The organism is Burkholderia sp. BCC1047 (genome assembly GCF_902833155.1).
Classification (GTDB): Bacteria; Pseudomonadota; Gammaproteobacteria; order Burkholderiales; family Burkholderiaceae; genus Burkholderia; species Burkholderia sola.
Genome location: NZ_CADFEH010000016.1, coordinates 1 through 21277, shown reverse-complemented (window position 1 = coordinate 21277; position 21277 = coordinate 1). Strand labels below are relative to the sequence as shown.

Below are 21277 nucleotides of genomic sequence, written 5' to 3'. Positions count from 1 at the left end.
AGCCCACTCATCGCGGAGCCCTTCGATCATGAGCACGCTGGAAGTCCGTCAGGTATCGGTCGCGTATCCGGGCGAGCGCGGCAGGCCGACGACGCAGGCGCTCGCGCGCGTCGACCTGCGCATCGAGTCCGGTGAATTCGTCGTCGCGCTCGGTGCGTCCGGGTGCGGGAAGACGACGCTGCTGAACTGCATGGCCGGCTTCGTCGCGCCGACGACCGGCGACGTGTGCGTCGACGGCGTGCCCGTCACGGGCCCCGGCGCCGATCGTGGCGTCGTGTTCCAGAAATACGCGTTGTTGCCGTGGCTCGACGTGCTCGAGAACGTCGCGCTCGGGTTGCGCTTCGCGCGCGTGTCGAAAGCCGAACGCGAAGCGCGCGCGAAAGAGATGCTCGCGCTTGTCGGCCTCGAGCGCCATGCGCATGCGCGGGTGTACGAGCTGTCGGGCGGGATGCAGCAGCGCGTCGGCATCGCGCGTGCGCTCGCGAGCGATCCGCGCGTGCTGCTGATGGACGAGCCGATGGGCGCACTCGATGCGATGACGCGCGGCACGATGCAGGCGCTCGTGCTCGACGTATGGGCGCGTACCGGCAAGACGGTGTTCTTCATCACGCACGACGTCGAGGAGGCGCTGTTTCTCGCGACGCGTCTCGTCGTGATGACGCCGGGTCCCGGCCGCATCGCCGAAACCTTCGAGCTGCCGTTCGCGCGTCGCTACGTCGAATCGCGCGACGCGCGTGCGGTGAAGTCGTCGCCGGATTTCATCGCGTGGCGCGAGCGGCTGATCGCGTATCTGCATCGCGACGAGGCGGTCGCGGAGTCGGCGTGATGCATGAATTCGCGAGGCAGGGCGCGTCCGTCGGGCGTGGCCGGATCAGTACATTGCACAGGCAGGACGACATGAGCACGCAGGAATCGTGGGCGGCGGATCGAACGGCCGCGGAGCTCGGGCAGGATCAACGCGCGACGCAGCGGCATCGCGCCGCGCGTCCTGCACGCATATCGCATCGCTACCGGTTGCCGGGGCAGGGGAAGACGGCCGCGTTGAGCGCCGCGACGGTCACGGCGCTGGCCGTGCTGTGGTGGGTCGCGACGCATCTGCAGTGGCTGCCGCCGCTGTTCCTGCCCGCGCCGGAAGCGGTGTGGACCGCGTTCGTCGACGCGTGGCACGGCCGCATCCAGGGCGGCCTGCCGTTGTCCGACCATCTGTTGTGGAGCGCCGCTCGCGTGTTCGGTGCGTTCGCGCTCGCGACCGCGATCGGCGTGCCGGCCGGCATCCTGATGGGCGTGAGCCGCATCGCGCGCGGCGTGCTCGATCCGCTGCTGGAGTTCTATCGGCCGTTGCCGCCGCTCGCGTATCTGCCGCTCGTCGTGATCTGGTTCGGCATCGACGAGACGGCGAAGCTCGTCGTGATCTTCCTCGCCTGCTTCGCGCCGATCGCGATGGCCGCGCGCGCCGGCGTGCGTGCGGCAACCGTCGAGCAGATCAACGCCGCGTATTCGCTCGGGGGCAGCTTCGTGCAGATCGTGCGCCACGTGGTGCTGCCGGCCGCGCTGCCGGAAATCCTCACGGGGCTGCGGATCGCGATCGGGTTCGGCTGGACGACGCTCGTCGCGGCCGAGATGGTTGCCGCGACGGCCGGGCTCGGGCAGATGGTGCTCAACGCATCGAGCTTCCTGCGTACCGACATCGTCGTGATGGGCATTCTGCTGATCGGCGCGATCGCGTGGCTGTTCGATCTTGCGATGCGCTGGGTCGAGCGGCGGGTGGTGCCGTGGAAGGGGCGCGGCTGACGTCACGCTGACGTCACGCTGACGGCACGGGTAACGAGCGCGTACGCGCCGCTCGTGCCTGCCGCGCTCAATCCCCCATCGCCACGCCTTCCCGCCGCGGATCCGCGCCGCCGAACCACACCGTCTGCCCCTGCACGTTCAGCCGCTGGATCCCCTGCAGCCCCGAATTCATCTCGACGATCCGCACGTCGTGCCCGCGGCCCTTCAGCCCGTCGGCGAGCGCGTCCGACACGCGGCCGCGCTCGAGCTGCGTCGGCCCGTTCATCGACCCGAAGTTCGGCAGCGCGATCGCCTGCTGCATCGTCATCCCCCAGTCGAGCACGCCGACCAGCGTCTTCGCGACGTGATTGATGATCGCGGGGCCGCCGGCCGAGCCGACGATCATCGTCACCTGCTTCGTCTTCTTGTCGAACACGAGTTCCGGTGACATCGCCGAGCGCGGCCGCTTGCCGGGCTGCACGCGGTTCGCGACCGGCCGGCCGTTGTCGGTCGATGCGAACGAGAAATCGGTGAGCTGGTTGTTCAGCATGAAGCCGCGCACCATCAGCCGCGAGCCGAACGCATCCTCGACGCTGGTCGTCATCGACACCGCCTGGCCGTAGCGGTCGACGATCGCGATGTCGGACGTCGACGGCAATTCGGGGCTGCGGTCGTCGGCCAGCGCGAGCGTCGCGCCCTGCGGCGTGCCGGCCTGCGCGACGCCCATGCTGCTGTCGCCGATCAGCCGCGCGCGCTGCGCGAGATAGGTCTTGTCGGTGAGGCTCGCCCAGTTGCCGCCCGGCAGCGGCACGAAATCGGGATCGGCCACGTAGCGGGCGCGGTCCGCATACGCGAGGCGCCCGGCTTCGCTGAACAGGTGCGCGGCGAACGGCGTCGGCTCGTAGCCGACCGCGTTGCGCACGGGCTTCTGCGCGCCGATCTGCTGCCAGTCGGGCATCGCTTCGAGCATGCCGAGCATCTGCGCGATCGCGAGGCCGCCCGACGACGGCGGCGGCATCCCGCACACGACCGAGCGCCGGTAGTCGGCGCACAGCGGCGCGCGCACCTTCGGCTGGTAGCGCGCGAGATCCTGCAACGACAGCAGCCCCGGGTTGGTCGGATGCTTGCGTACCTTCGCGACGATGTCGCGCGCGATCGCGCCGCTGTAGAACGCGTTCGCGCCGCGATCGGCGACCTGGCGCAGCACGGTTGCGAGCGCCGGGTTCTTCAGCACCGTGCCGGCGGCCTTCGGCGTGCCGTCCGCGTTGTAGAAGTACGCGCGGGCGGCCGGGTCGTTGTTCAGGTACTTGTCGTTCGCGATCAGCATCGCCAGGCGCGGGCTGATCGTGAAGCCGCGCTCGGCGAGCCGGATGGCCGGCTGGAACAGCCGGCGCCAGGGCAGCTTGCCGTGCGCGCGGTGCGCGGCGTCGAGCATGCGCAGCACGCCCGGCGTGCCGACCGAGCGCCCGCCGACGACGCCTTCGTAGAAGCCCATCGGCTGGCCGGTCGGCCCGTAGAAGAGGCGCTCGGTCGCGGCGGCCGGCGCGGTTTCGCGGCCGTCGTACGCCTGCGTCGTCTTGCCGTCGAAGTACAGCATGAACGCGCCGCCGCCGATCCCCGACGATTGCGGCTCGACCAGCGCGAGCACCATCTGCGTCGCGATGGCCGCGTCGATCGCGGTGCCGCCGGCCTTCAGCATGTCGTAGCCGGCCTGCGTCGCGAGCGGGTTCGCGGCCGCGATCATGAAGTGCTGCGAGGTCCAGCCCGGCTTGTCGGTCCAGCCGGACGACAGTTCGGGCGCGTGAACGCCGGGCAGCGGGACGGCCGCGCCCGATGCGGCGGCGACCGGGACGACGGCGCCCGACGGCGCGGACGGGGACGTGCAGCCGGCGTTCAACGCGACGAGCGCGACGGCGGCAAGCAGCGTCCAGGGACGCGAATGCGGACGAATCCGGTCGAACATGGAACCCTCGGCAGCAGTGAATTCGAAGGAGAGCGGCGTTGACGTTGACATCGGTGCGGGCGCAACGGCGCTGCCCGCCCCGGCGCGCTATTGTCGCCGTGCGCCCGGCGGCTTGTCATCCGACAGGAAACCCTGACGCCTCCCGCCGGGCCCGCCCCGGCCGGTCTTGCCGGCCTGTTCGAGGATGAACTCTATGAACGTCGACGTCGCGCGCGTGTGGTGGCGGTTCGGCATGTAGAGCATGTACATGTGGGTGCCGAAGATGCTGAGCCGGTACGCATCGAGCGACGTGACGACGGCGCCGTGCCGCAGGTCGTCCTGCATCACGTAGTCGGGCACGATGCCGACGCCGATCCCCGCGAGGATCGCCTGGCGCAGGAACAGGAAGTTCTCCGAAATCAACGTCGGTTCGAGCAGCACCTCGTGGCGTTCGTCGCCGAGATACGCGGCGATGCGGAGCTGCCGGCCCAGCACCGTCGCAGTGACGACCGGCGCGGCGGCCAGCGCGCCGAGGCTCGCCGGCATCCCGTGCGCGGCCGCGAACGCGGGCGACGCGCATGCGACGTAGCGCACCGCGCCCATGTCGCGCGCGACGAGGTTCTGCGGCGGCTCGGACATCACGCGGATCGCGATGTCGACTTCGTCGCGCATCAGGTCTTCCACGCGATTCTCGAACACCACGTCGAGCACGATGCCCGGATGGAGCCGCTTGAACGCGAGCAGCCAGTCGGACATCACCATCTGCCCGTAGCCGCTCGGCACCGACAGCCGCACGCGGCCCTGCAGGTCCTGGCCGAGCGTCGTCACCGATTCCTGCGCGGCGAGCAGTTCGTTGCGGATGCGCCGGCCGTGCTCGTACAGCTTTAGCCCGATCTCGGTCGGCTCCATGCGCCGCGTCGTGCGCCGCACGAGCTGCTGGCCGATCGAGCGTTCGAGCTGGTTCAAGCGGTAGCTGATGTTCGCGCGGCTCATCTTGAGTCGCTGCGCGGCTTTGCTGAGATTGCCGGCGTCGAGGATCTCGACGAGCAGCGTCAGCGCGTTCAGGTCCATGCGGGTGTCTCCTGATCCGTCCCGTTTAACGCACAGAAACGGTCCGGAAGCATTCAGTGTCAAGTCAGATTTGACAGCTTGTAAAGGCGTGCGGGAATTGTCAATGAATCTCGATCAATCGAGAATCGAGTCATGCCCGGCAACCATGCCGGACGGTTTCCCGCGCCGCCCGGACTGGCTCGCGCACCGGCGCTGCTGGCCGGCCCGACCGGTTCCTGCCGCCCGGCGCACCGCACCACTGGAGACACGATGAATGCCACCGCTTCCCCCGCCAGCCCGACGGCCGGCACCGTCACGCGCGAACGGCGCGACAAGGTGCTCGTCGTCACGGTCGACCATCCGCCCGTCAACGCGCTGTCCGCCGACGTGCGGCGCGGCCTCGCCGACGCGATCGACGCCGCGCAGGCCGACGACGCGATCCGCGCGGTGCTGATCGTCGGCGCCGGCCGCAACTTCATCGCGGGCGCCGACATCCGCGAATTCGGCAAGCCGCCCGTGCCGCCGTCGCTGCCCGACGTGTGCGAGCGGATCGAATCGGGTACCAAGCCGGTCGTGGTCGCGCTGCACGGCGCGACGCTCGGCGGCGGCCTCGAAGTCGCGCTGGCCGCGCATTACCGGCTCGCGGTGCCCGGCACGAAGCTCGGTCTGCCCGAAGTGACGCTCGGCCTGCTGCCCGGCGGGGGCGGCACGCAGCGCGCGCCGCGCCTGATCGGCGCGAAGGCCGCGCTCGACCTGATGCTGACGGGCCGCCATGCGAGCGCCGACGAAGCGCTCGCGCTCGGCCTCGTCGATCGCATCGCGCACAGCGACGACACGCTCGCCGAAGGGCTCGCGTACGCGCAGGAACTCGTGTCGCTCGGCGCGCCGGTGCGCCGCACGCGCGACGCGCAGGGCCTGGCCGACCGCGCGGCCGCGCAGGCCGCGATCGACGCGGCGCGCGCGGAATTGCCGAAGAAGTCGCGCGGGCTCTTCTCGCCGGCGAAGATCGTCGATGCGGTCGAGGCCGCGCTCACGCAGTCGTTCGACGCGGGGATGAAGTACGAACGCAGCCTGTTCCTGCAGTGCATCGACAGCCCGCAGCGCGCGGGCCTCGTGCATGCGTTCTTCGCGGAACGCGAAGCGGCGAAGGCGCCCGAGGCGCGGCGCGCGAGCGCACGGCCGGTCGAGCGGATCGGCGTGGTCGGCGGCGGCACGATGGGCGCGGGCATCGCGGTCGCGGCGCTCGACGCCGGGCTGCCGGTGACGATGATCGAGCGCGACGACGCGTCGCTCGCGCGCGGCCGTGCGCACGTCGAGAAGGTGTACGACGGCCTCGTCGCGAAAGGCCGGATGACGCCGGCCGCGCACGCGGCGCGCCTCGCGCGCTTCGAGGGCAGCACGTCGTACGACGCGCTCGCGCAGGCCGACGTCGTGATCGAAGCCGTATTCGAGGACATGGCCGTGAAGCAGGCGGTGTTCGCCGAACTCGCGCGCGTGTGCAAGCCGGGCGCGGTGCTCGCGACCAACACGTCGTATCTCGACATCGATGCGCTCGCCGCGAGCATCGACCGGCCGGCCGACGTGATCGGCCTGCATTTCTTCTCGCCGGCCAACGTGATGAAGCTGCTCGAGATCGTCGTGCCGAAGCGCGTGAGCGCGGACGTCGTCGCGACCGCGTTCGCGCTGGCCAGGCAATTGAAGAAGACGCCGGTGCGCGCGGGCGTGTGCGACGGCTTCATCGGCAACCGGATCCTCGCCGTCTATCGCACTGCCGCCGACTACCTGATGGAAGACGGCGCGTCGCCGTACCAGATCGATCGCGCGGTGCGCGAGTTCGGCTTCCCGATGGGCCCGTTCCAGGTCGTCGACCTCGCGGGCGGCGACATCGGCTGGGCGACCCGCAAGCGCCGCGCGGCGACGCGCGATCCGAACGCGCGCTACGTGGAGATTTCCGACCGGCTGTGCGAGCGCGGCTGGTTCGGGCAGAAGACCGGTCGCGGCTACTACCTGTATCCGGACGGCGCGCGCGTCGGCACGCCCGACCCGGAAGTCGACGCGATCGTCGCGGCAGAGCGTGCGAAGAAGGGCGTCACGCCGCGCACGTTCGCCGATGACGAGATCCTGCGCCGCTACCTCGCCGCGATGATCAACGAAGGCGCGAACGTCGTGCACGAGAAGATCGCGCTGCGTCCGCTCGATGTCGACGCGGTGTTCCTGTACGGCTACGGCTTCCCGCGCTATCGCGGGGGCCCGATGCACTACGCGGACACGGTCGGCCTCGCGAACGTGCTCGCCGATATCCGCGCGTTCGCGAACGAAGATCCGCTGTTCTGGAAGCCGTCGCCGCTGCTCGTCGATCTCGTCGCGCGCGGCGCGGATTTCGCGAGCCTGAACCGCATCGACTGAACGCCCACCGCATTCGCCACGGACCCACGATGGACCTTGATTTCACTCCCGAAGAGGAAGCGTTCCGCACGGAAGTGCAGCGCTTCCTGCAAGCCGAACTGCCGGAGCGCATCGCGCGCAAGGTGAAGGGCGGCCTGCACCTGACGCGCGACGACATGCGCGAATGGCATGCGATCCTCAACGCGCGCGGCTGGCTCGCGAGTCACTGGCCGCGCGAATACGGCGGCCCCGGCTGGAGCGTCGCGCAGAAATTCCTGTTCGACAACGAATGCGCGCTCGCCGGCGCGCCGCGCATCGTGCCGTTCGGCGTGAACATGCTCGGCCCCGTGCTGATCAAGTACGGCAACGAAGCGCAGAAGCGCCACTGGCTGCCGCGCATTCTCGACGGTACCGACTGGTGGTGCCAGGGCTATTCGGAGCCGGGCGCCGGTTCCGATCTCGCGGCGGTGAAGACCAGCGCGGTGCGGCGTGTGGACGTGCAGGGCGATCATTACGTCGTGAACGGCCAGAAGACGTGGACCACGCTCGGCCACTACGCGAACATGATCTTCTGCCTCGTACGCACCGCGACGGACGTACGCAAGCAGGAAGGCATCAGCTTCCTGCTGATCGACATGAACACGCCGGGCGTCGAGGTCCGCCCGATCATCACGCTCGACGGCGAGCACGAGGTGAACGAGGTGTTTTTCACCGACGTGCGTGTGCCCGTGGAGAACCTCGTCGGCGAAGAGAACCGCGGCTGGACCTACGCGAAATACCTGCTCACGTACGAGCGCACCAACATCGCCGGAATCGGCTTCTCGACCGCCGCCCTCGACCGGCTGCGCGCGGTCGCCGCGAAGGTCACGAAGAATGGCCGGCCGCTTGCCGACGATCCGTTCTTCGCCGCGCGGCTTGCCCGCGTCGAGATCGAACTGGAAAACATGCGCACGACCAATCTGCGCGTGCTGGCCGCGGTCGCGGGCGGCGGCGTGCCGGGCGCGGAGAGCTCGATGCTGAAGATCCGCGGCACGCAGATCCGCCAGGAGATCACCGCGCTGATGCGCCGCGCGATGGGGCCGTACGCGCAGCCGTTCGTCGACGACGCGCTCGACGCCGATTACGCCGGCGAACCGGTCGGCCCCGACGAAGCCGCGAGCGCCGCGCAGCAGTATTTCAACAACCGCAAGCTGTCGATCTTCGGCGGCTCGAACGAGATCCAGAAGAACATCATCGCGAAGATGATGCTCGGGCTGTAAGAGGGACGCGACGATGGATTTCCAGCACACAGAAGACCGCCGGATGCTGGCGGACACGTTGAACCGCTTCATCGCCGAACAGTACGCGTTCCCGGTGCGCGACCGCATCGCGCAGTCGGCCGAAGGCTTCGACCGCGCGATGTGGCAGCGCTTCGCCGAACTCGGCACGGTCGGCGCGCTGTTTGCCGAAGCCGACGGCGGCTTCGGCGGCGCCGGCTTCGACATCGCCGTGGTGTTCGAATGCCTCGGACGCGGGCTCGTCGTCGAGCCGTTCCTCGGCGCGCTGCTCGCGGGCCGTGCGCTGGCGCTCGCCGGCGGCGATGCGCATCGCGAGCGGCTCGCCGCGCTGATCGACGGCAGCGCGAGCGCCGCATTCGCGCACGACGAACCGGGCTCGCATTACGAACTGACGACGGTGCGCACGCGCGCCGAACGGTCGGGCGACGGCTGGGTGCTGACGGGCGCGAAGGGCGTCGTCGACCAGGCCGCGCAGGCGGCGTTCTTCGTCGTCAGCGCGCGCGTGTCGGGCAACGACGACGACGCGGCCGGCATCGGCCTGTTCGTCGTACCGGCCGATGCGCCGGGCGTGTCGCTGCGCGATTACAGGAAGATCGACGGCGGTCGCGCGGCCGAAGTGCGCTTCGAGCGTGTCGCGCTGCCGGCCGATGCCGCGCTCGGCGCGCCGGACGCGCTCGACGGCGAAGCGGGCGCCGCACTGCTCGAACGCGTGCTCGGCTACGGGCTGCTCGCGCTGTCGGCGGAAGCGCTCGGCGCGATGGACGTCGCGAAGGCGCACACGCTCGACTACCTGCGCACGCGCAAGCAGTTCGGGATGCCGATCGGCAGCTTCCAGGCGCTGCAGCACCGGATGGCCGACCTGCTGCTCGAAGTCGAGGAGGCGCGCTCGGCCGTGATCAACGCGGCCGCGCAGCTCGATGCGCCGCGCGCGGTGCGCGAGCGCGCGCTCGCGGCGGCGAAATACAGCATCGGCCGGATCGGCACGCTGGTCGCGGAAGAAAGCATCCAGCTGCACGGCGGGATCGGGATGACGTGGGAGCTGCCGCTGTCGCATTACGCGAAGCGCCTCGTGATGATCGATCATCAGCTCGGCGACGAGGATCACCACCTCGCGCGCTACATCGCGCTGTCGAAACAATAAGCGCGGACACGTGAATGGAGGAGACGACGATGACGAACGATGCGCACGCGCTGCCGCTGGCCGGCGTGAAGGTGCTCGATTTCTCGCGCGTGCTCGCGGGCCCGTGGTGCGCGATGGTGCTCGCCGATTTCGGCGCGGAAGTGATCAAGGTCGAGCATCCGGCGCGCGGCGACGATACGCGCGACTGGGGGCTGCGGATCGGCGAGACCGAAACGACGTATTTCAACAGCGTGAATCGCAGCAAGCGGTCGATCTGCGTCGACCTGCAGACGGAGGCCGGCCAGCGCATCGCGCGCAAGCTGGCCGCGCAGGCCGACGTGGTGCTCCATAACTTCAAGTGCGGCGGCGCGGAGAAGCTCGGGCTCGGCTACGACGCGCTCGCCGAACTGAATCCGCGGCTCGTGCATTGCGCGATTTCCGGCTACGACCGCTCGGGCCCGGAGGCCGCGCGGCCCGGCTACGACCTCGTCGTGCAGGGCGAGGCGGGGCTGATGGCGCTGAACGGCGAGGCCGGCCAGCCGCCGCTGAAGTTCGGCGTCGCGGCGGTCGACCTGTTCACCGGCATGTATTCGGCGCAGGCGATCCTCGCCGCGTTGTACGAGCGCCATACGACGGGGCGCGGACGCCGCATCGAGATGGCGCTGTTCGACTGCGGGCTGATGATCACCGCGTACTACGGGCTCGACGCGCTGCTGATGGGTGAGGACCCGCCGCGCTACGGCAACGCGCATCCGTCGATCGTGCCGTACGGCGTGTTCGACGCGGCCGACGGCCCGCTCGTGATCACGGTCGGCAACAACACGCAGTTCGCGCGTTTCTGCGATGCGATCGGGCGGCCCGATCTCGCGGCCGACGAACGCTACAAGACGAACCTCGGCCGCTCGGAGAATCGCGCCGGCCTGCTGCCCGAGATTCGCGGCGAACTCGCGCGCCGGTCGCGCGCGACGCTGCTGGCGGCGCTCGCCGAGGCAGGCATTCCGTGCGGCGAAGTGCTCGGTTTGCACGAAGCGCTGACGTCCGAACGCGCGACCCGCGCCGGGCTCGTCACGCGGCAGCCGCATCCGGTCGCGGGCGGCGTCGACGTGCTCGCACCGCCGTACCGCTTCGACGGCGCGCGGCTGCCGGTGCGCGGTGCGCCGCCGGTGCTCGGCGCGGATACGGACGCGGTGCTCGGCGGCTGGCTCGGGATGTCGGCGGAGGACATCGCGCGGCTGCGCGCGGATCGCGTCGTGTAGCTCGCTTGTTCCGCCGCGGCGCGGGCGGTGAGTCGACGCGCGCCGACCATACCACACAACACCGCTCGCCATGACGAGCCGGAAATGGAGACACCATGGAGCTTTCCGTCATCGAATCGGTCACGGCGCGCCGCGACTACCAGCAGCTCGTGCGGGCGCGGCGCCGCTTCAGCTTCACGCTGACGGCGCTGATGATCGCCACGTACTACGGCTTCATCCTGCTCGTCGCGCTCGCGCCGCACGTGCTCGCCGCGCCGCTGTACCGCGGCGCGACGACGACGGTCGGGATCGCCGCGGGCGTCGCGATCATCCTGGTCGCGATCGGCCTGACCGCGTGCTACGTGCTGCGCGCGAACCGTGCGTTCGACCGCCGCGTCGACGCGATCCTGCAACGTCCGTGACGGAGCCCGACATGCGATTCATTTCGAGCGCGCCCGGCGCGCTGGCCATCCTCGTTTCCCTCGTTTCCTCCATCGCCCATGCGACCGGCGTCGCCGGCCCGATGCCCGACAAGGTCGAGCTGAACCCGGTCGCGATCGGGATGTTCTTCGCGTTCGTGTTCGCGACGCTCGCGCTCACGCGCTGGGCCGCGCGCCGCACGCGTTCGACGCGCGACTTCTACACGGCCGGAGGCGGCATCACCGGGCTGCAGAACGGGCTCGCGATCGCCGGCGACTACATGTCGGCCGCGTCGTTCCTCGGGCTGTCCGGCATGGTGTTCATGTTCGGCTTCGACGGGCTGATCTACTCGATCGGCTTCCTGGTCGGCTGGCCGTTCGTGATGTTCCTGATCGCCGAACCGCTGCGCAACCTCGGCAAGTTCACGTTCGTCGACGTCGTCGCGTACCGCTTCGCGCAGCGGCCGATCCGGCTGCTGACCTCGGCGAACGCGCTGACGATCGTCGTGCTGTACCTGGTCGTGCAGATGGTCGGCGCGGGCAAGCTGATCCAGCTGCTGTTCGGGCTGTCGTACGGCACGGCCGAGCTGATCGTCGGCGTGCTGATGGTCGTCTACGTGTTCTTCGGCGGGATGACCGCGACCACCTGGGTGCAGGTGATCAAGGCCGTGCTGCTGCTGTGCGGCGCGACGCTGCTCGCGTTGCTCGCCCTCGGCGAATTCGGCTTCAGCATCGACGCGATGTTCCGCCGCGCGGTGGCCGTGCATCCGGGCGCGCTGTCGATCATGGGGCCCGGCAAGCTGATCCGCGACCCGGCCAACGCGCTGTCGCTCGGCATCGCGCTGATGTTCGGCACGGCCGGCTTCCCGCACATCCTGATGCGCTTCTTCACGGTGCCGAACGCGAGGGAGGCGCGCAAGTCGGTGCTCTACGCGACCGGCTTCATCGGCTACTTCTACCTGCTGACCTTCGTGATCGGCTTCTCCGCGATCGTGCTGCTCGCGCAGCATCCGGAATTCTTCCGGCTCGGCGCGAACGGCACGTTCAACCTGACGCACGACCTGCTCGGCGGCTCGAACATGGTCGCGGTGAAGCTCGCGCAGGCAGTGGGCGGCAACTGGTTCTACGGGTTCATCGCGGCCGTCACGTTCGCGACGATCCTCGCGGTGGTCGCGGGGCTGACGCTCGCCGGCGCGACGACGATCTCGCACGACCTGTATGCGCAGATGTGGGCGCGCGGCAAGCCCGACGAACGGCTCGAGATGCGCATCTCGCGCGCGGCGACGATCGGGTTGTCGGCCATCGCGATCGCGCTGTCGATCCTGTTCGAGCACGTGAACGTCGCGTTCATGGTCGGGCTCGTCGCGGCGGTGGCCGCGAGCGCCAATTTCCCGGTGCTCGCGATGTCGATCTTCTGGCGCGGGATGACCACGCGCGGCGCAGTGCTCGGCGGCGGCCTCGGCCTCGTGTCGGCGGTCGCGCTCACGGTGCTGTCGAAGTCGGTGTGGGTCGACGTGCTGCACCATGCGCATGCACCGGTGTTCCTCGACAACCCGGCGCTGGTGTCGGTGCCGCTCGCGTTCGTCGGGATCGTGGTCGGCTCGCTCGCGGATCGCGGCGAACGCGCACGCCGCGAGCGCGACGCGTTCGCTCGGCAGGAGTTCTACGCGCAGACGGGCGTGCTCGCGAGCCGCGCCGTCCAGCATTGATTCATCCGATGAAACGATGCATCCGTCCGGATCGCCGGACGGATATTTTCCGGAAATCCGGAATACCGGATTTCCTTGCCTGCCGCATTATGGGAAATACAATGAAAACAACGGCTTGAGGGGTTCCGGAAACCTGGCATCGACCTTGCGATATAAAACGCACGGCCATCCCCCCGGCCGAACTACTACAGCAAGCAAGGAGACAACCGATGACCAATGCCTTCCTCCCCCTCCGGATGTCCTGAGGCATCGCTTGTTGCGGCACGGCAGCCGCGCGGGCGAATGCCTTTCCCCTGAGACATTCGCCTGCGCGCGTGACGCCGTTTCCACGGCTCATCTACTTCAGCAGGAACCATCGTGAAGAAGAAACCCTTCTACAAAGTGCTCTATGTGCAGGTGATTTTCGCCATCATCGTCGGCGTGATCCTCGGCCACTTCTACCCGTCGATCGCCACCGACATGAAGCCGCTCGGCGACGGCTTCATCAAGCTGATCAAGATGGTGATCGGTCCGATCATCTTCTGTACGGTCGTCACCGGCATCGCCGGCATGGAGGACATGAAGAAGGTGGGCCGCGTCGGCGGCAAGGCGCTGCTGTACTTCGAGATCGTGTCGACCTTCGCGCTGCTGCTCGGCCTCGCGGCCACGCACATCCTGCGTCCGGGCGTCGGCTTCAACATCGATCCGGCGACGCTTGACGGCAAGGCCGTCGCGTCGTACGCGGCGAAGGCGCACGGGCAGTCGACGGTCGACTTCCTGATGCACATCATCCCGAACACGATGGTCGACGCGTTCGCGCAGGGTGAAATCCTGCAGATCCTGCTGATCGCGCTGCTGTTCGGCAGCGTGCTCGCGCACCTCGGCGAGCGCGGCAAGGTCGTGACCGACTTCATCGACGGCCTGACGCGCGTGCTGTTCGGCATCGTGCACATCGTCACGAAGCTGGCCCCGATCGGCGCGTTCGGCGCGATGGCATTCACGATCGGCAAGTACGGCGTCGGCTCGCTGGTGCCGCTGCTGAAGCTGATCGGCACGTTCTACCTGACCTCGGTCGTGTTCGTGCTGGTCGTGCTCGGCGGGATCGCGCGCGCCACCGGCTTCTCGATCATCCGCTTCGTGTCGTACATCAAGGAAGAGCTGCTGATCGTGCTCGGCACGAGCTCGTCGGAAGCCGCACTGCCGCAGCTGATGGAAAAGCTCGAGAAGGCCGGCTGCTCGCGTTCGGTCGTCGGCCTCGTCGTGCCCACCGGTTATTCGTTCAACCTCGACGGCACCAACATCTACATGACGATGGCCGTGCTGTTCATCGCGCAGGCGACCAACATCGAGCTGACGTGGATGCAGCAGCTCACGCTGCTGGCCGTCGCGATGCTCACGTCGAAGGGCGCGAGCGGCGTGACGGGGGCGGGCTTCATCACGCTCGCCGCGACGCTGGCCGTCGTGCCGACGATCCCGCTGTCGGGCATGGTGCTGATCCTCGGCATCGACCGCTTCATGAGCGAATGCCGTGCGCTGACCAACATCGTCGGCAACGGCGTGGCGACCGTCGTCGTGTCGGCATGGGAGAAGGAGCTCGACCGCAACAAGCTGCGCCAGGCGCTGAAGGGCGGCGGCGAAGTCGCGCCGACCGAGAAGGCGGCCGGCGTCTGACCCGATGAACGAGCAGGCGGCGGCACCGCCCGCCGGCCGTGCGGCCCGCGGCGGCCGGGGTATCGATGCGCAGGCCTATGACACAATAGGCGATCCGCATCGCCAGGAAGCCTCGACCGTGACGCGCCGCCTGCTCATCCTCGTCGTGCTCGCCGCCGCGCTCGTCGCGGCATGCGCGCTCACGTGGACGGTCACCTGGCAGCGCGGCGTCGCCGAGCTGCAGCGCAATGCCGCGGTGCGCGTCGATCGCACCACCAACGCGCTCAAGAGCACGCTCGACCGCTACGAATCGCTGCCTTATCTGCTCGGCAGCCATCCGTACGTGCAGGATCTGCTCGCCGAGCCGAAGCGCGGCGACTACACCGCCCGCGTCAACCGCTATCTCGAAGACCTCAACGAACACGCGCACGCGACCGTCACCTATGTGATCGGTGCGGACGGCCTGTGCGTCGCCGCCAGCAACTGGCGCGCGCCCGACAGCTTCGTCGGGATCGAATACCGTTTCCGCCCGTATTTCCTCGATGCGATGAACGGCCGGGTCGGCCGCTTCTTCGGGATCGGCACGATCTCGCGCGATCCCGGCTACTACATCTCGCAGCCCGTGTGGCACGACGGCAAGATCGCGGGCGTCGTCGTCGTGAAGCTCAACCTCGAATGGTTCCAGGGTGCCGATGCGTCCGAGCCGCTCGTCGTCGTGGACGATCACGGTGTCGTGTTCCTGTCGTCGGTGCCCGCGTGGAAGTACCACACGCTGCGCCCGCTCACGGGGCCTGTGGCCGCATCGATCTACGAAACGCGCCAGTACGCGCAGCAACCGGTCACGCCGCTGCCGCTGCGCGTCGAGCAGACGCTCGGCGCCGATGCGGAAATCGTGCGCCTGGGCGCCGGCCGGCGCGCGCCGCGCTTTCTCGCCAGCAAGCGCCGGATCGGCGAGCCCGACTGGCAGCTCGTCACGCTCGCGCCGATCGCGCCGATCGATGCCGATGCGCGCAACGCGACGATCGTCACCGGCTTCGGCTTCGTGTCGGTCGCGCTGCTCGCGTTCTACTGGCGGATGCGCCGCGCCCGCGTGCGCGAGATGATCCGCGGCCGTGCGCTGCTGCAACAGGCGTACGCGGAGCTGAACCGGCGCGTCGAGGAGCGTACGGCCGATTTGTCTGAAGCGAACGAGCAGTTGCAGAAGGAAGTCGGCGACCGGATCCGTGCGGAGCAGGAGCTGCGCGCCGCGCACGACGAACTGATCCAGGCGAGCAAGCTTGCCGCGCTCGGCCAGATGGCGGCCGGCATCACGCATGAACTGAACCAGCCGCTCGCGGCGCTGCGCAGTTTCTCGGACAACACGCGCGTGCTGCTCGATCGCGGCGAACAGGCCGCCGCGCGCGAGAACCTGGAAGCGATCGCCGCGCTCACCGAGCGGATGGGCAAGATCACGAACCAGCTGAAGCTGTTCGTCGGCCGCGCGAAGCCGCGCAACGAGCAGGCGCTCGTCGTGCGCGCGCTGCGCAGCGTGCTGTCGCTGCTCGACGAGCGCCTGCGCGGCGTCGCGCTCACGCTGACGCTGCAGGACGCGACCGTGTCGCCCGCGCAGGACGCGCCGCTCGATCTGGCGCGCGACTATCCGGAGCTCGTCGCGCGCTGCGAGGACCTGCGCCTCGAACAGGTGCTGATCAACCTGCTCGGCAACGCGCTCGACGCGGTCGCCGGCGTCGCGGCGCCGGCCATCGAGGTGACGATCGCGGTGTCGGCCGCGACGCTCGCGGTGGAGGTGCGCGACAACGGCTCCGGCATCGCGCCCGATCTGCTGCCGCGCCTATTCGAGCCGTTCTTCACGACCAAGGAAATGGGGCGCGGGCTCGGGCTGGGCCTTGCGATCTCGTCGTCGATCGCGAGCGACGCGGGCGGCGCGCTGACCGCACGCAACGCCCCGTCGGGCGGCGCGCTGTTCGTCTTGACGCTGCGTCGCGCTCGCACGCATCATCCGGACTCCGTGTCCGAGCCGGCGGGCTCGCATTAGCGCGAGCCCGCCGTAGGCCGCAGACCCGGTCGGCGAACGACCGGCATCAACGAGCGCCGCGCGCGAGCGCTGCGCCTGTCAGGAGCGAGTGACCAAGATGGCCAACCGGCTGCAAGTGATCTATATCGAAGACGATGCGCTCGTGCGCCGGGCGAGCGTGCAGAGCCTTCAACTGGCGGGCTTCGACGTCGCCGGCTTCGAATCGGCCGAGGCGGCCGAGAAGGCGATCGTCGCGGATACCGCCGGCGCGATCGTCAGCGACATCCGGCTGCCCGGTGCGAGCGGGCTCGACGTGCTCGCGCAGTGCCGCGAGCGCGTGCCGGACGTGCCGGTGATCCTCGTTACCGGGCACGGCGACATCTCGATGGCCGTGCAGGCGATGCGCGACGGCGCGTACGACTTCATCGAAAAGCCGTTCGCGGCCGAGCGCCTGATCGAGACGGTGCGCCGCGCGCTCGAGCGCCGCGAGCTCGTGCTCGAGAATCACGCGCTGCGGCGCGAGCTGGCCGGGCAGAACGTCGTCGCGCCGCGCATCATCGGCCGCAGCCCCGCGATCGAGCAGGTGCGCAAGCTGATCGCGAACGTCGCGCCGACCGACGCGTCGGTGCTGATCAACGGCGACACGGGCGCCGGCAAGGAGCTGATCGCGCGCAGCCTGCACGAGCTGTCGCCGCGCCGCGACAAGCCGTTCATCGCGGTGAATTGCGGCGCGTTGCCCGAGCCGATGTTCGAATCGGAGATGTTCGGCTACGAGTCCGGTGCGTTCACCGGCGCCGCGAAGCGGCGCATCGGCAAGCTCGAATACGCGTCCGGCGGCACGTTGTTCCTCGACGAAATCGAAAGCATGCCGCTCGCGCTGCAGGTGAAGCTGCTGCGCGTGCTGCAGGACGGCGTGCTCGAGCGGCTCGGCTCGAACCAGCCGATCCGCGTGAACTGCCGCGTGATCGCGGCCGCGAAGGGCGACATGAGCGAGCTCGTCGCGGCCGGCACGTTCCGGCGCGACCTGCTGTACCGGCTCAACGTCGTGACGATCGCGCTGCCGCCGCTTGCCGAGCGCCGCGAGGACATCGTGCCGCTGTTCGAGCACTTCATGCTCGATGCGGCCGTGCGCTACGGGCGGCCCGCGCCGGTGTTGACCGACCGGCAGCGCGCGAGCCTGATGCAGCGCGACTGGCCGGGCAACGTGCGCGAGCTGCGCAACGCGGCCGACCGCTTCGTGCTCGGCGTGGCCGACATGCCGCCGGAAACGGGCGCGGGCGACGACGCCGACAACGACCAGACGCTGAAGGAGCGCATCGAGCAGTTCGAGCGCGCGGTGATCGCCGAGGCGCTGAATCAGACGGGCGGCGCGGTCGCGGCGACGGCCGACCGGCTGCATGTCGGCAAGGCGACGCTGTACGAGAAGATGAAGCGCTACGGGCTGTCGGCGAAAGGCGAAACCGAGCGCTGAAAAGCAAACGGACCGCAGTGCGGTCCGTTTCGCGGAGCAGGGCGCGGCGTGCGGCCCTGCGAGTCCTGTCGTGCGGCGCTCAGGCCGCGTTGCCGTCGAGCGCCTTCTTGAGCAGCGCGTCGAGTTCCGCGAACTGCGGCGCGCCGACGTAGCGCTTCAGGATCTTGCCGTCCTTGTCGACGACGAAGGTCGTCGGCGTGAGCTGCACGTTGCCGAACTGCTTCGCGACGCTGCCGTCGTCGAGCGCGACCTTGAACGGCAACTGGCGCGTTTGCGCATAGTTCGCGACGTACATCGGCGGATCGTAGTTCATCGCGACCGCGACGAATTCCAGCCCCTGACCCTTGAAGCGATTGTAGGTATCGACCATCTGCGGCATTTCCTGCATGCAGGTCGCGCAGCTCGTCGCCCAGAAGTTCACCAGATAGACCTTGCCCTTCAGGTCGCCGCCGGTCGAGACCTTCTGGCCCGACAGCAGCGTGAAGGTCGCGTCCGGCACGCTGGACTTGCCGTTGAACGCGAAGAAGCCGGCGACGGCGATCGCCGCGACGACGGCGGCCGCGACGAGGTAGCGGACGGGGCCGGTACTGCGGCGGGCGGGGGGCGTGGTGTTCATCTTGGTGCTCTCGGGGTCGATGACGCGGATCGATGCAAAGGACGTCGAAATTCGGCGCTTATTTTAGCGCGAATGCGGCGTGTGCATCGGCGGCGGCCGTGCATCCCCCGTTTCAGGTTCGGTGGATAATCGCCGTTTTGCCTGCCGCGATCCACGCCATGCCGAAGGAAGTCACCGATCCGTTGCGCCCCCTTTTTCGCCCGCTGCGGCACTTCGCCGCGCTGGCCTGCGTAAGCGCCGCGCTGGCCGCGTGCTCGCCGTCGTACGACTGGCGCACGCTGCACAACGACGCCGGCTACACGATCGACCTGCCGGCGAAGCCGACCGTCGAGGAGCAACCGGTGGCGGTCGGCGGCAAGTCGATGCCGATGCGGATGCAGGCCGCGCACGTCGACGGCGCGGTATTCGCGGTCGGCACGCTGACGTTGCCGGACGACCGCGACGACACACGGCGCGCGGCGCTCGACTTCCTGCGCGCGGGACTGTCGCGCAACCTCGAAGGCACGCCGCAGACGGCGTCGGTGCCGGTGCCGCTCGCCGCCGGCGGCGCGGTGAACGGGCTCGAACTGCGCATCGCGGGCGCGGCCGCCGGCGGCGATCGCGCGCGCAAGACGATCGTCGCGCGGCTCGCCGCGCGCGGCCGGCACGCGTACCAGGCCGTCGTGATCGCCGACGGGCCGCTCGCGCAGGAGCAGCTCGACCAGTTTTTCGGCTCGTTCAAACTCGATTGACGGCGGCCGGCGAGGGCGCTCAGACACGCGGTGACAACTGAAAGTTCATTCGCAGCTTTCGACGCTAATCGACGGATTTTGCGAGGGTTTTTCGGCTATCCACAGCGCATGTGGATAACTTTGTTGAAAAGTCGCGCGTATTTCCCGCAAAGCCGCGCCGGACGGTCTTCCGGCTCGTTTGGTCGCCCGTTCGCCGTTTGAGAAAAATCAATTAAAACAAAAGGATACGAATTCGGTCCGGCAAAGGCCGCGGCGAGCCGCGATCCGGGGCCGGATTAGTGGAATTGTGTATAAGTCAAGTCTTGACAGCCTGATTTTGTCCTCCTCGCGCGCTCACAGCGCCGTCAGCGCACGCCGCTAGCGGATCGCCTCGGCGATCTGCGCGGCCGTCGGCAGCGGGTCGCCGGCCAGGTCGGCGATCGTCCGCGCGACTTTCAGCACGCGGAAATACGCGCGCGCCGACCAGCCGAAGCGCTCGCCGGCCTCGCGCAGCAGCCGCTCGCCCTCGTCGGTCGGCCGGCACAGGTCGTCGGTTTCGCGGCCGCTCAGCATGTGATTCGTCTTGCCCTGCCGCTCGAGTTGCAGCGCACGCGCCTGCGCGACCCGGGCGGCGACCGCCGCGCTCGGCTCGCCGGGCGCCGTCGCGCGCGTCGCGAGTTCGGCCGGCGACAGCGCGGGCAGGTCGATCTGGATGTCGATGCGGTCGAGCAGCGGCCCCGACAGCTTGCGCAGATAGCGCGCGGCCACGTCCGGCGAGCAGCGGCAGCGCCCGGACGGATCGCCGTGCCAGCCGCACGGACACGGGTTCATCGCGGCGATCAGCTGGCACGCGGCAGGGAAGTCGGCCTGTTGCGCCGCGCGCGAGATCGTGATGCGGCCAGCTTCGAGCGGCTCACGCAGCATTTCCAGCACGTGCCGGTCGAATTCCGGCATTTTGCTTTCCAGCATAAAATGCGTGAAAAGTTGCTCAAAGCCCCACATCGGTTTTGCGGCCTTTCAGCACCCGATGGCTCGCAAACTGATGCCGGTCGTCTTAAGGCTATCTATCCAGGTTAGGGCAAGCCGGCAACGCCGGCGCGTCAGCCTCAAGTGTGTGCAACTTCGGAACCACCGTCAGGCGGCTGTCCACACCCTCGCGGTGTGGGCAGCGAAGTTGTACACACGGGGAAGCTGCAAAGGCACATCTGGGCCGTCCGCAGGCAGTTCTTCCATAACGTTTTCGTACTTTTGCGCTGACTTGCCGGCTGTCTTGCGAGCGATAACGCCCGCGAAAAGCAACTTCTTGGCTAGATGCGACTGGAACGGGCCGGAGTAGTTGCACAAACTCTTAGTGCCGCGAATGTTTCGTCCGACCCGCCTCGCTTTGAGCGCTGCGGAGGCAGAGGTGTGTGGGTATGCTTCGAACAGTCCAGTTGGGGCGAGCGTCAGCCGATGGCATTCTGAGGGAGCTATCAGGTCATTTTTTGCGTGAATGGCGAGGCTTGCTGAGGTGCTCGCACAGTTCCCAGAGCCACTTCCGGACGAAGGTCTGGTCGTCAAGCGAGAGTCGCTCGAGCAACGACGTCATTTCCAGGGCAACGTCTCCTGACCGAGACGACCCGCTTTGTAAAAGGTCGACCACTGGCACGGCCAGCACCTCAGCCAGCTGATACAAGCGAGGCAAAGTCGGAAGGACAATACCTCGCTCGAATCGCCCGATGGTCTCAATCGTTACATCCAGCCGCTCGGCGAGAAATTCTTGTGTATATCCCCGCTCCGCACGAAGGCGAGCGAGCGTAGAGCCAATTTGGTTGGCTAGCTGTGAAGCTTCAATAGGTTGTATCGATGGTTCATCCGGACTGAGTCTGGGAGACTGGAAGTCGCCAAACACCCAACCTTCCAGGAACCCAGCCGGATGAACACCCATAAG

16 protein-coding genes and 1 pseudogene are annotated in these 21277 nt (G+C 68.5%); 12 read left to right on the top strand and 5 right to left on the bottom strand.

The features are described 5' to 3' along the window. Window positions 1-28 precede the first annotated feature (28 nt). The gene (locus tag HWX55_RS17760; RefSeq protein WP_175976661.1) at window positions 29-826 is read left to right on the top strand and encodes an ATP-binding cassette domain-containing protein; all 798 of its coding nucleotides are present in this window, start codon (window positions 29-31) and stop codon (window positions 824-826) included. After that, the gene (locus HWX55_RS17755; RefSeq protein WP_175976660.1) at window positions 826-1791 is read left to right on the top strand and encodes an ABC transporter permease subunit; all 966 of its coding nucleotides are present in this window, start codon (window positions 826-828) and stop codon (window positions 1789-1791) included. The genes HWX55_RS17760 and HWX55_RS17755 overlap by 1 nt, the downstream gene beginning before the upstream one ends. Window positions 1792-1858: 67 nt before the next feature. On the opposite strand, the gene ggt is transcribed toward HWX55_RS17755, so the two are convergent. Beyond that, window positions 1859-3733, bottom strand: a complete 1875-nt coding sequence (ggt, locus tag HWX55_RS17750) for a gamma-glutamyltransferase (protein WP_175976659.1) — start codon at window positions 3731-3733, stop codon at window positions 1859-1861. An 87-nt stretch (window positions 3734-3820) separates the two neighbouring features. Then, the gene (locus tag HWX55_RS17745) at window positions 3821-4783 is read right to left on the bottom strand and encodes a LysR family transcriptional regulator (RefSeq protein ID WP_175976658.1); all 963 of its coding nucleotides are present in this window, start codon (window positions 4781-4783) and stop codon (window positions 3821-3823) included. A 249-nt stretch (window positions 4784-5032) separates the two neighbouring features. On the opposite strand from HWX55_RS17745, the gene HWX55_RS17740 reads away from it, so the two are divergent. From HWX55_RS17740 to HWX55_RS17700, 9 genes are all read left to right on the top strand, one after another. Continuing rightward, entirely contained in the window at window positions 5033-7168 is a 2136-nt protein-coding gene (locus HWX55_RS17740) for a 3-hydroxyacyl-CoA dehydrogenase NAD-binding domain-containing protein (RefSeq protein ID WP_175976657.1), read from the top strand. A 29-nt stretch (window positions 7169-7197) separates the two neighbouring features. Next, on the top strand, window positions 7198-8406 hold the full coding sequence (locus HWX55_RS17735) for an acyl-CoA dehydrogenase family protein (RefSeq protein ID WP_175976656.1): 1209 nt from the start codon (window positions 7198-7200) through the stop codon (window positions 8404-8406). 13 nt (window positions 8407-8419) lie between these two features. Further along, the gene (locus HWX55_RS17730; protein ID WP_175976655.1) at window positions 8420-9565 is read left to right on the top strand and encodes an acyl-CoA dehydrogenase family protein; all 1146 of its coding nucleotides are present in this window, start codon (window positions 8420-8422) and stop codon (window positions 9563-9565) included. A 29-nt stretch (window positions 9566-9594) separates the two neighbouring features. After that, window positions 9595-10800 carry a CaiB/BaiF CoA-transferase family protein gene (locus tag HWX55_RS17725; RefSeq protein ID WP_175976654.1) on the top strand — a complete coding sequence of 402 codons (1206 nt, stop codon included), beginning with the start codon at window positions 9595-9597 and terminating at the stop codon, window positions 10798-10800. A 95-nt stretch (window positions 10801-10895) separates the two neighbouring features. Beyond that, window positions 10896-11201: a DUF485 domain-containing protein gene (locus tag HWX55_RS17720; protein ID WP_069620222.1), complete on the top strand. Its 306-nt coding sequence runs from the start codon at window positions 10896-10898 to the stop codon at window positions 11199-11201. A gap of 11 nt (window positions 11202-11212) precedes the next feature. Further along, window positions 11213-12907: a cation acetate symporter gene (locus HWX55_RS17715; RefSeq protein ID WP_175976653.1), complete on the top strand. Its 1695-nt coding sequence runs from the start codon at window positions 11213-11215 to the stop codon at window positions 12905-12907. A gap of 357 nt (window positions 12908-13264) precedes the next feature. Next, entirely contained in the window at window positions 13265-14557 is a 1293-nt protein-coding gene (locus HWX55_RS17710) for a dicarboxylate/amino acid:cation symporter (RefSeq protein ID WP_175976652.1), read from the top strand. Window positions 14558-14561: 4 nt separating this feature from the next. Next, entirely contained in the window at window positions 14562-16571 is a 2010-nt protein-coding gene (locus HWX55_RS17705; protein ID WP_175976651.1) for an ATP-binding protein, read from the top strand. A gap of 97 nt (window positions 16572-16668) precedes the next feature. After that, window positions 16669-18021, top strand: coding sequence for a sigma-54 dependent transcriptional regulator (locus HWX55_RS17700; RefSeq protein ID WP_175976746.1), 1353 nt, complete (start codon window positions 16669-16671; stop codon window positions 18019-18021). 79 nt (window positions 18022-18100) lie between these two features. Here the strand turns inward: HWX55_RS17700 and HWX55_RS17695 are convergent, their stop codons facing one another. Further along, on the bottom strand, window positions 18101-18637 hold the full coding sequence (locus HWX55_RS17695) for a TlpA disulfide reductase family protein (protein WP_050014745.1): 537 nt from the start codon (window positions 18635-18637) through the stop codon (window positions 18101-18103). A 158-nt stretch (window positions 18638-18795) separates the two neighbouring features. Here HWX55_RS17695 and HWX55_RS17690 point away from each other — a divergent pair, with 158 nt between their 5' ends. Next, window positions 18796-19368 (top strand): hypothetical protein, encoded by a 573-nt coding sequence (locus tag HWX55_RS17690; protein ID WP_175976650.1) that lies wholly within the window; start codon window positions 18796-18798, stop codon window positions 19366-19368. A 357-nt stretch (window positions 19369-19725) separates the two neighbouring features. Here the strand turns inward: HWX55_RS17690 and HWX55_RS17685 are convergent. Together HWX55_RS17685 and HWX55_RS17680 are read right to left on the bottom strand one after the other, a co-directional pair. After that, window positions 19726-20304 (bottom strand): annotated as a pseudogene (locus tag HWX55_RS17685) (ATP-binding protein); the annotation flags it as partial. Window positions 20305-20824: 520 nt separating this feature from the next. After that, window positions 20825-21277 (bottom strand): helix-turn-helix transcriptional regulator (locus tag HWX55_RS17680; RefSeq protein WP_175976649.1); only part of this gene is annotated, 453 nt, incomplete at its 5' end.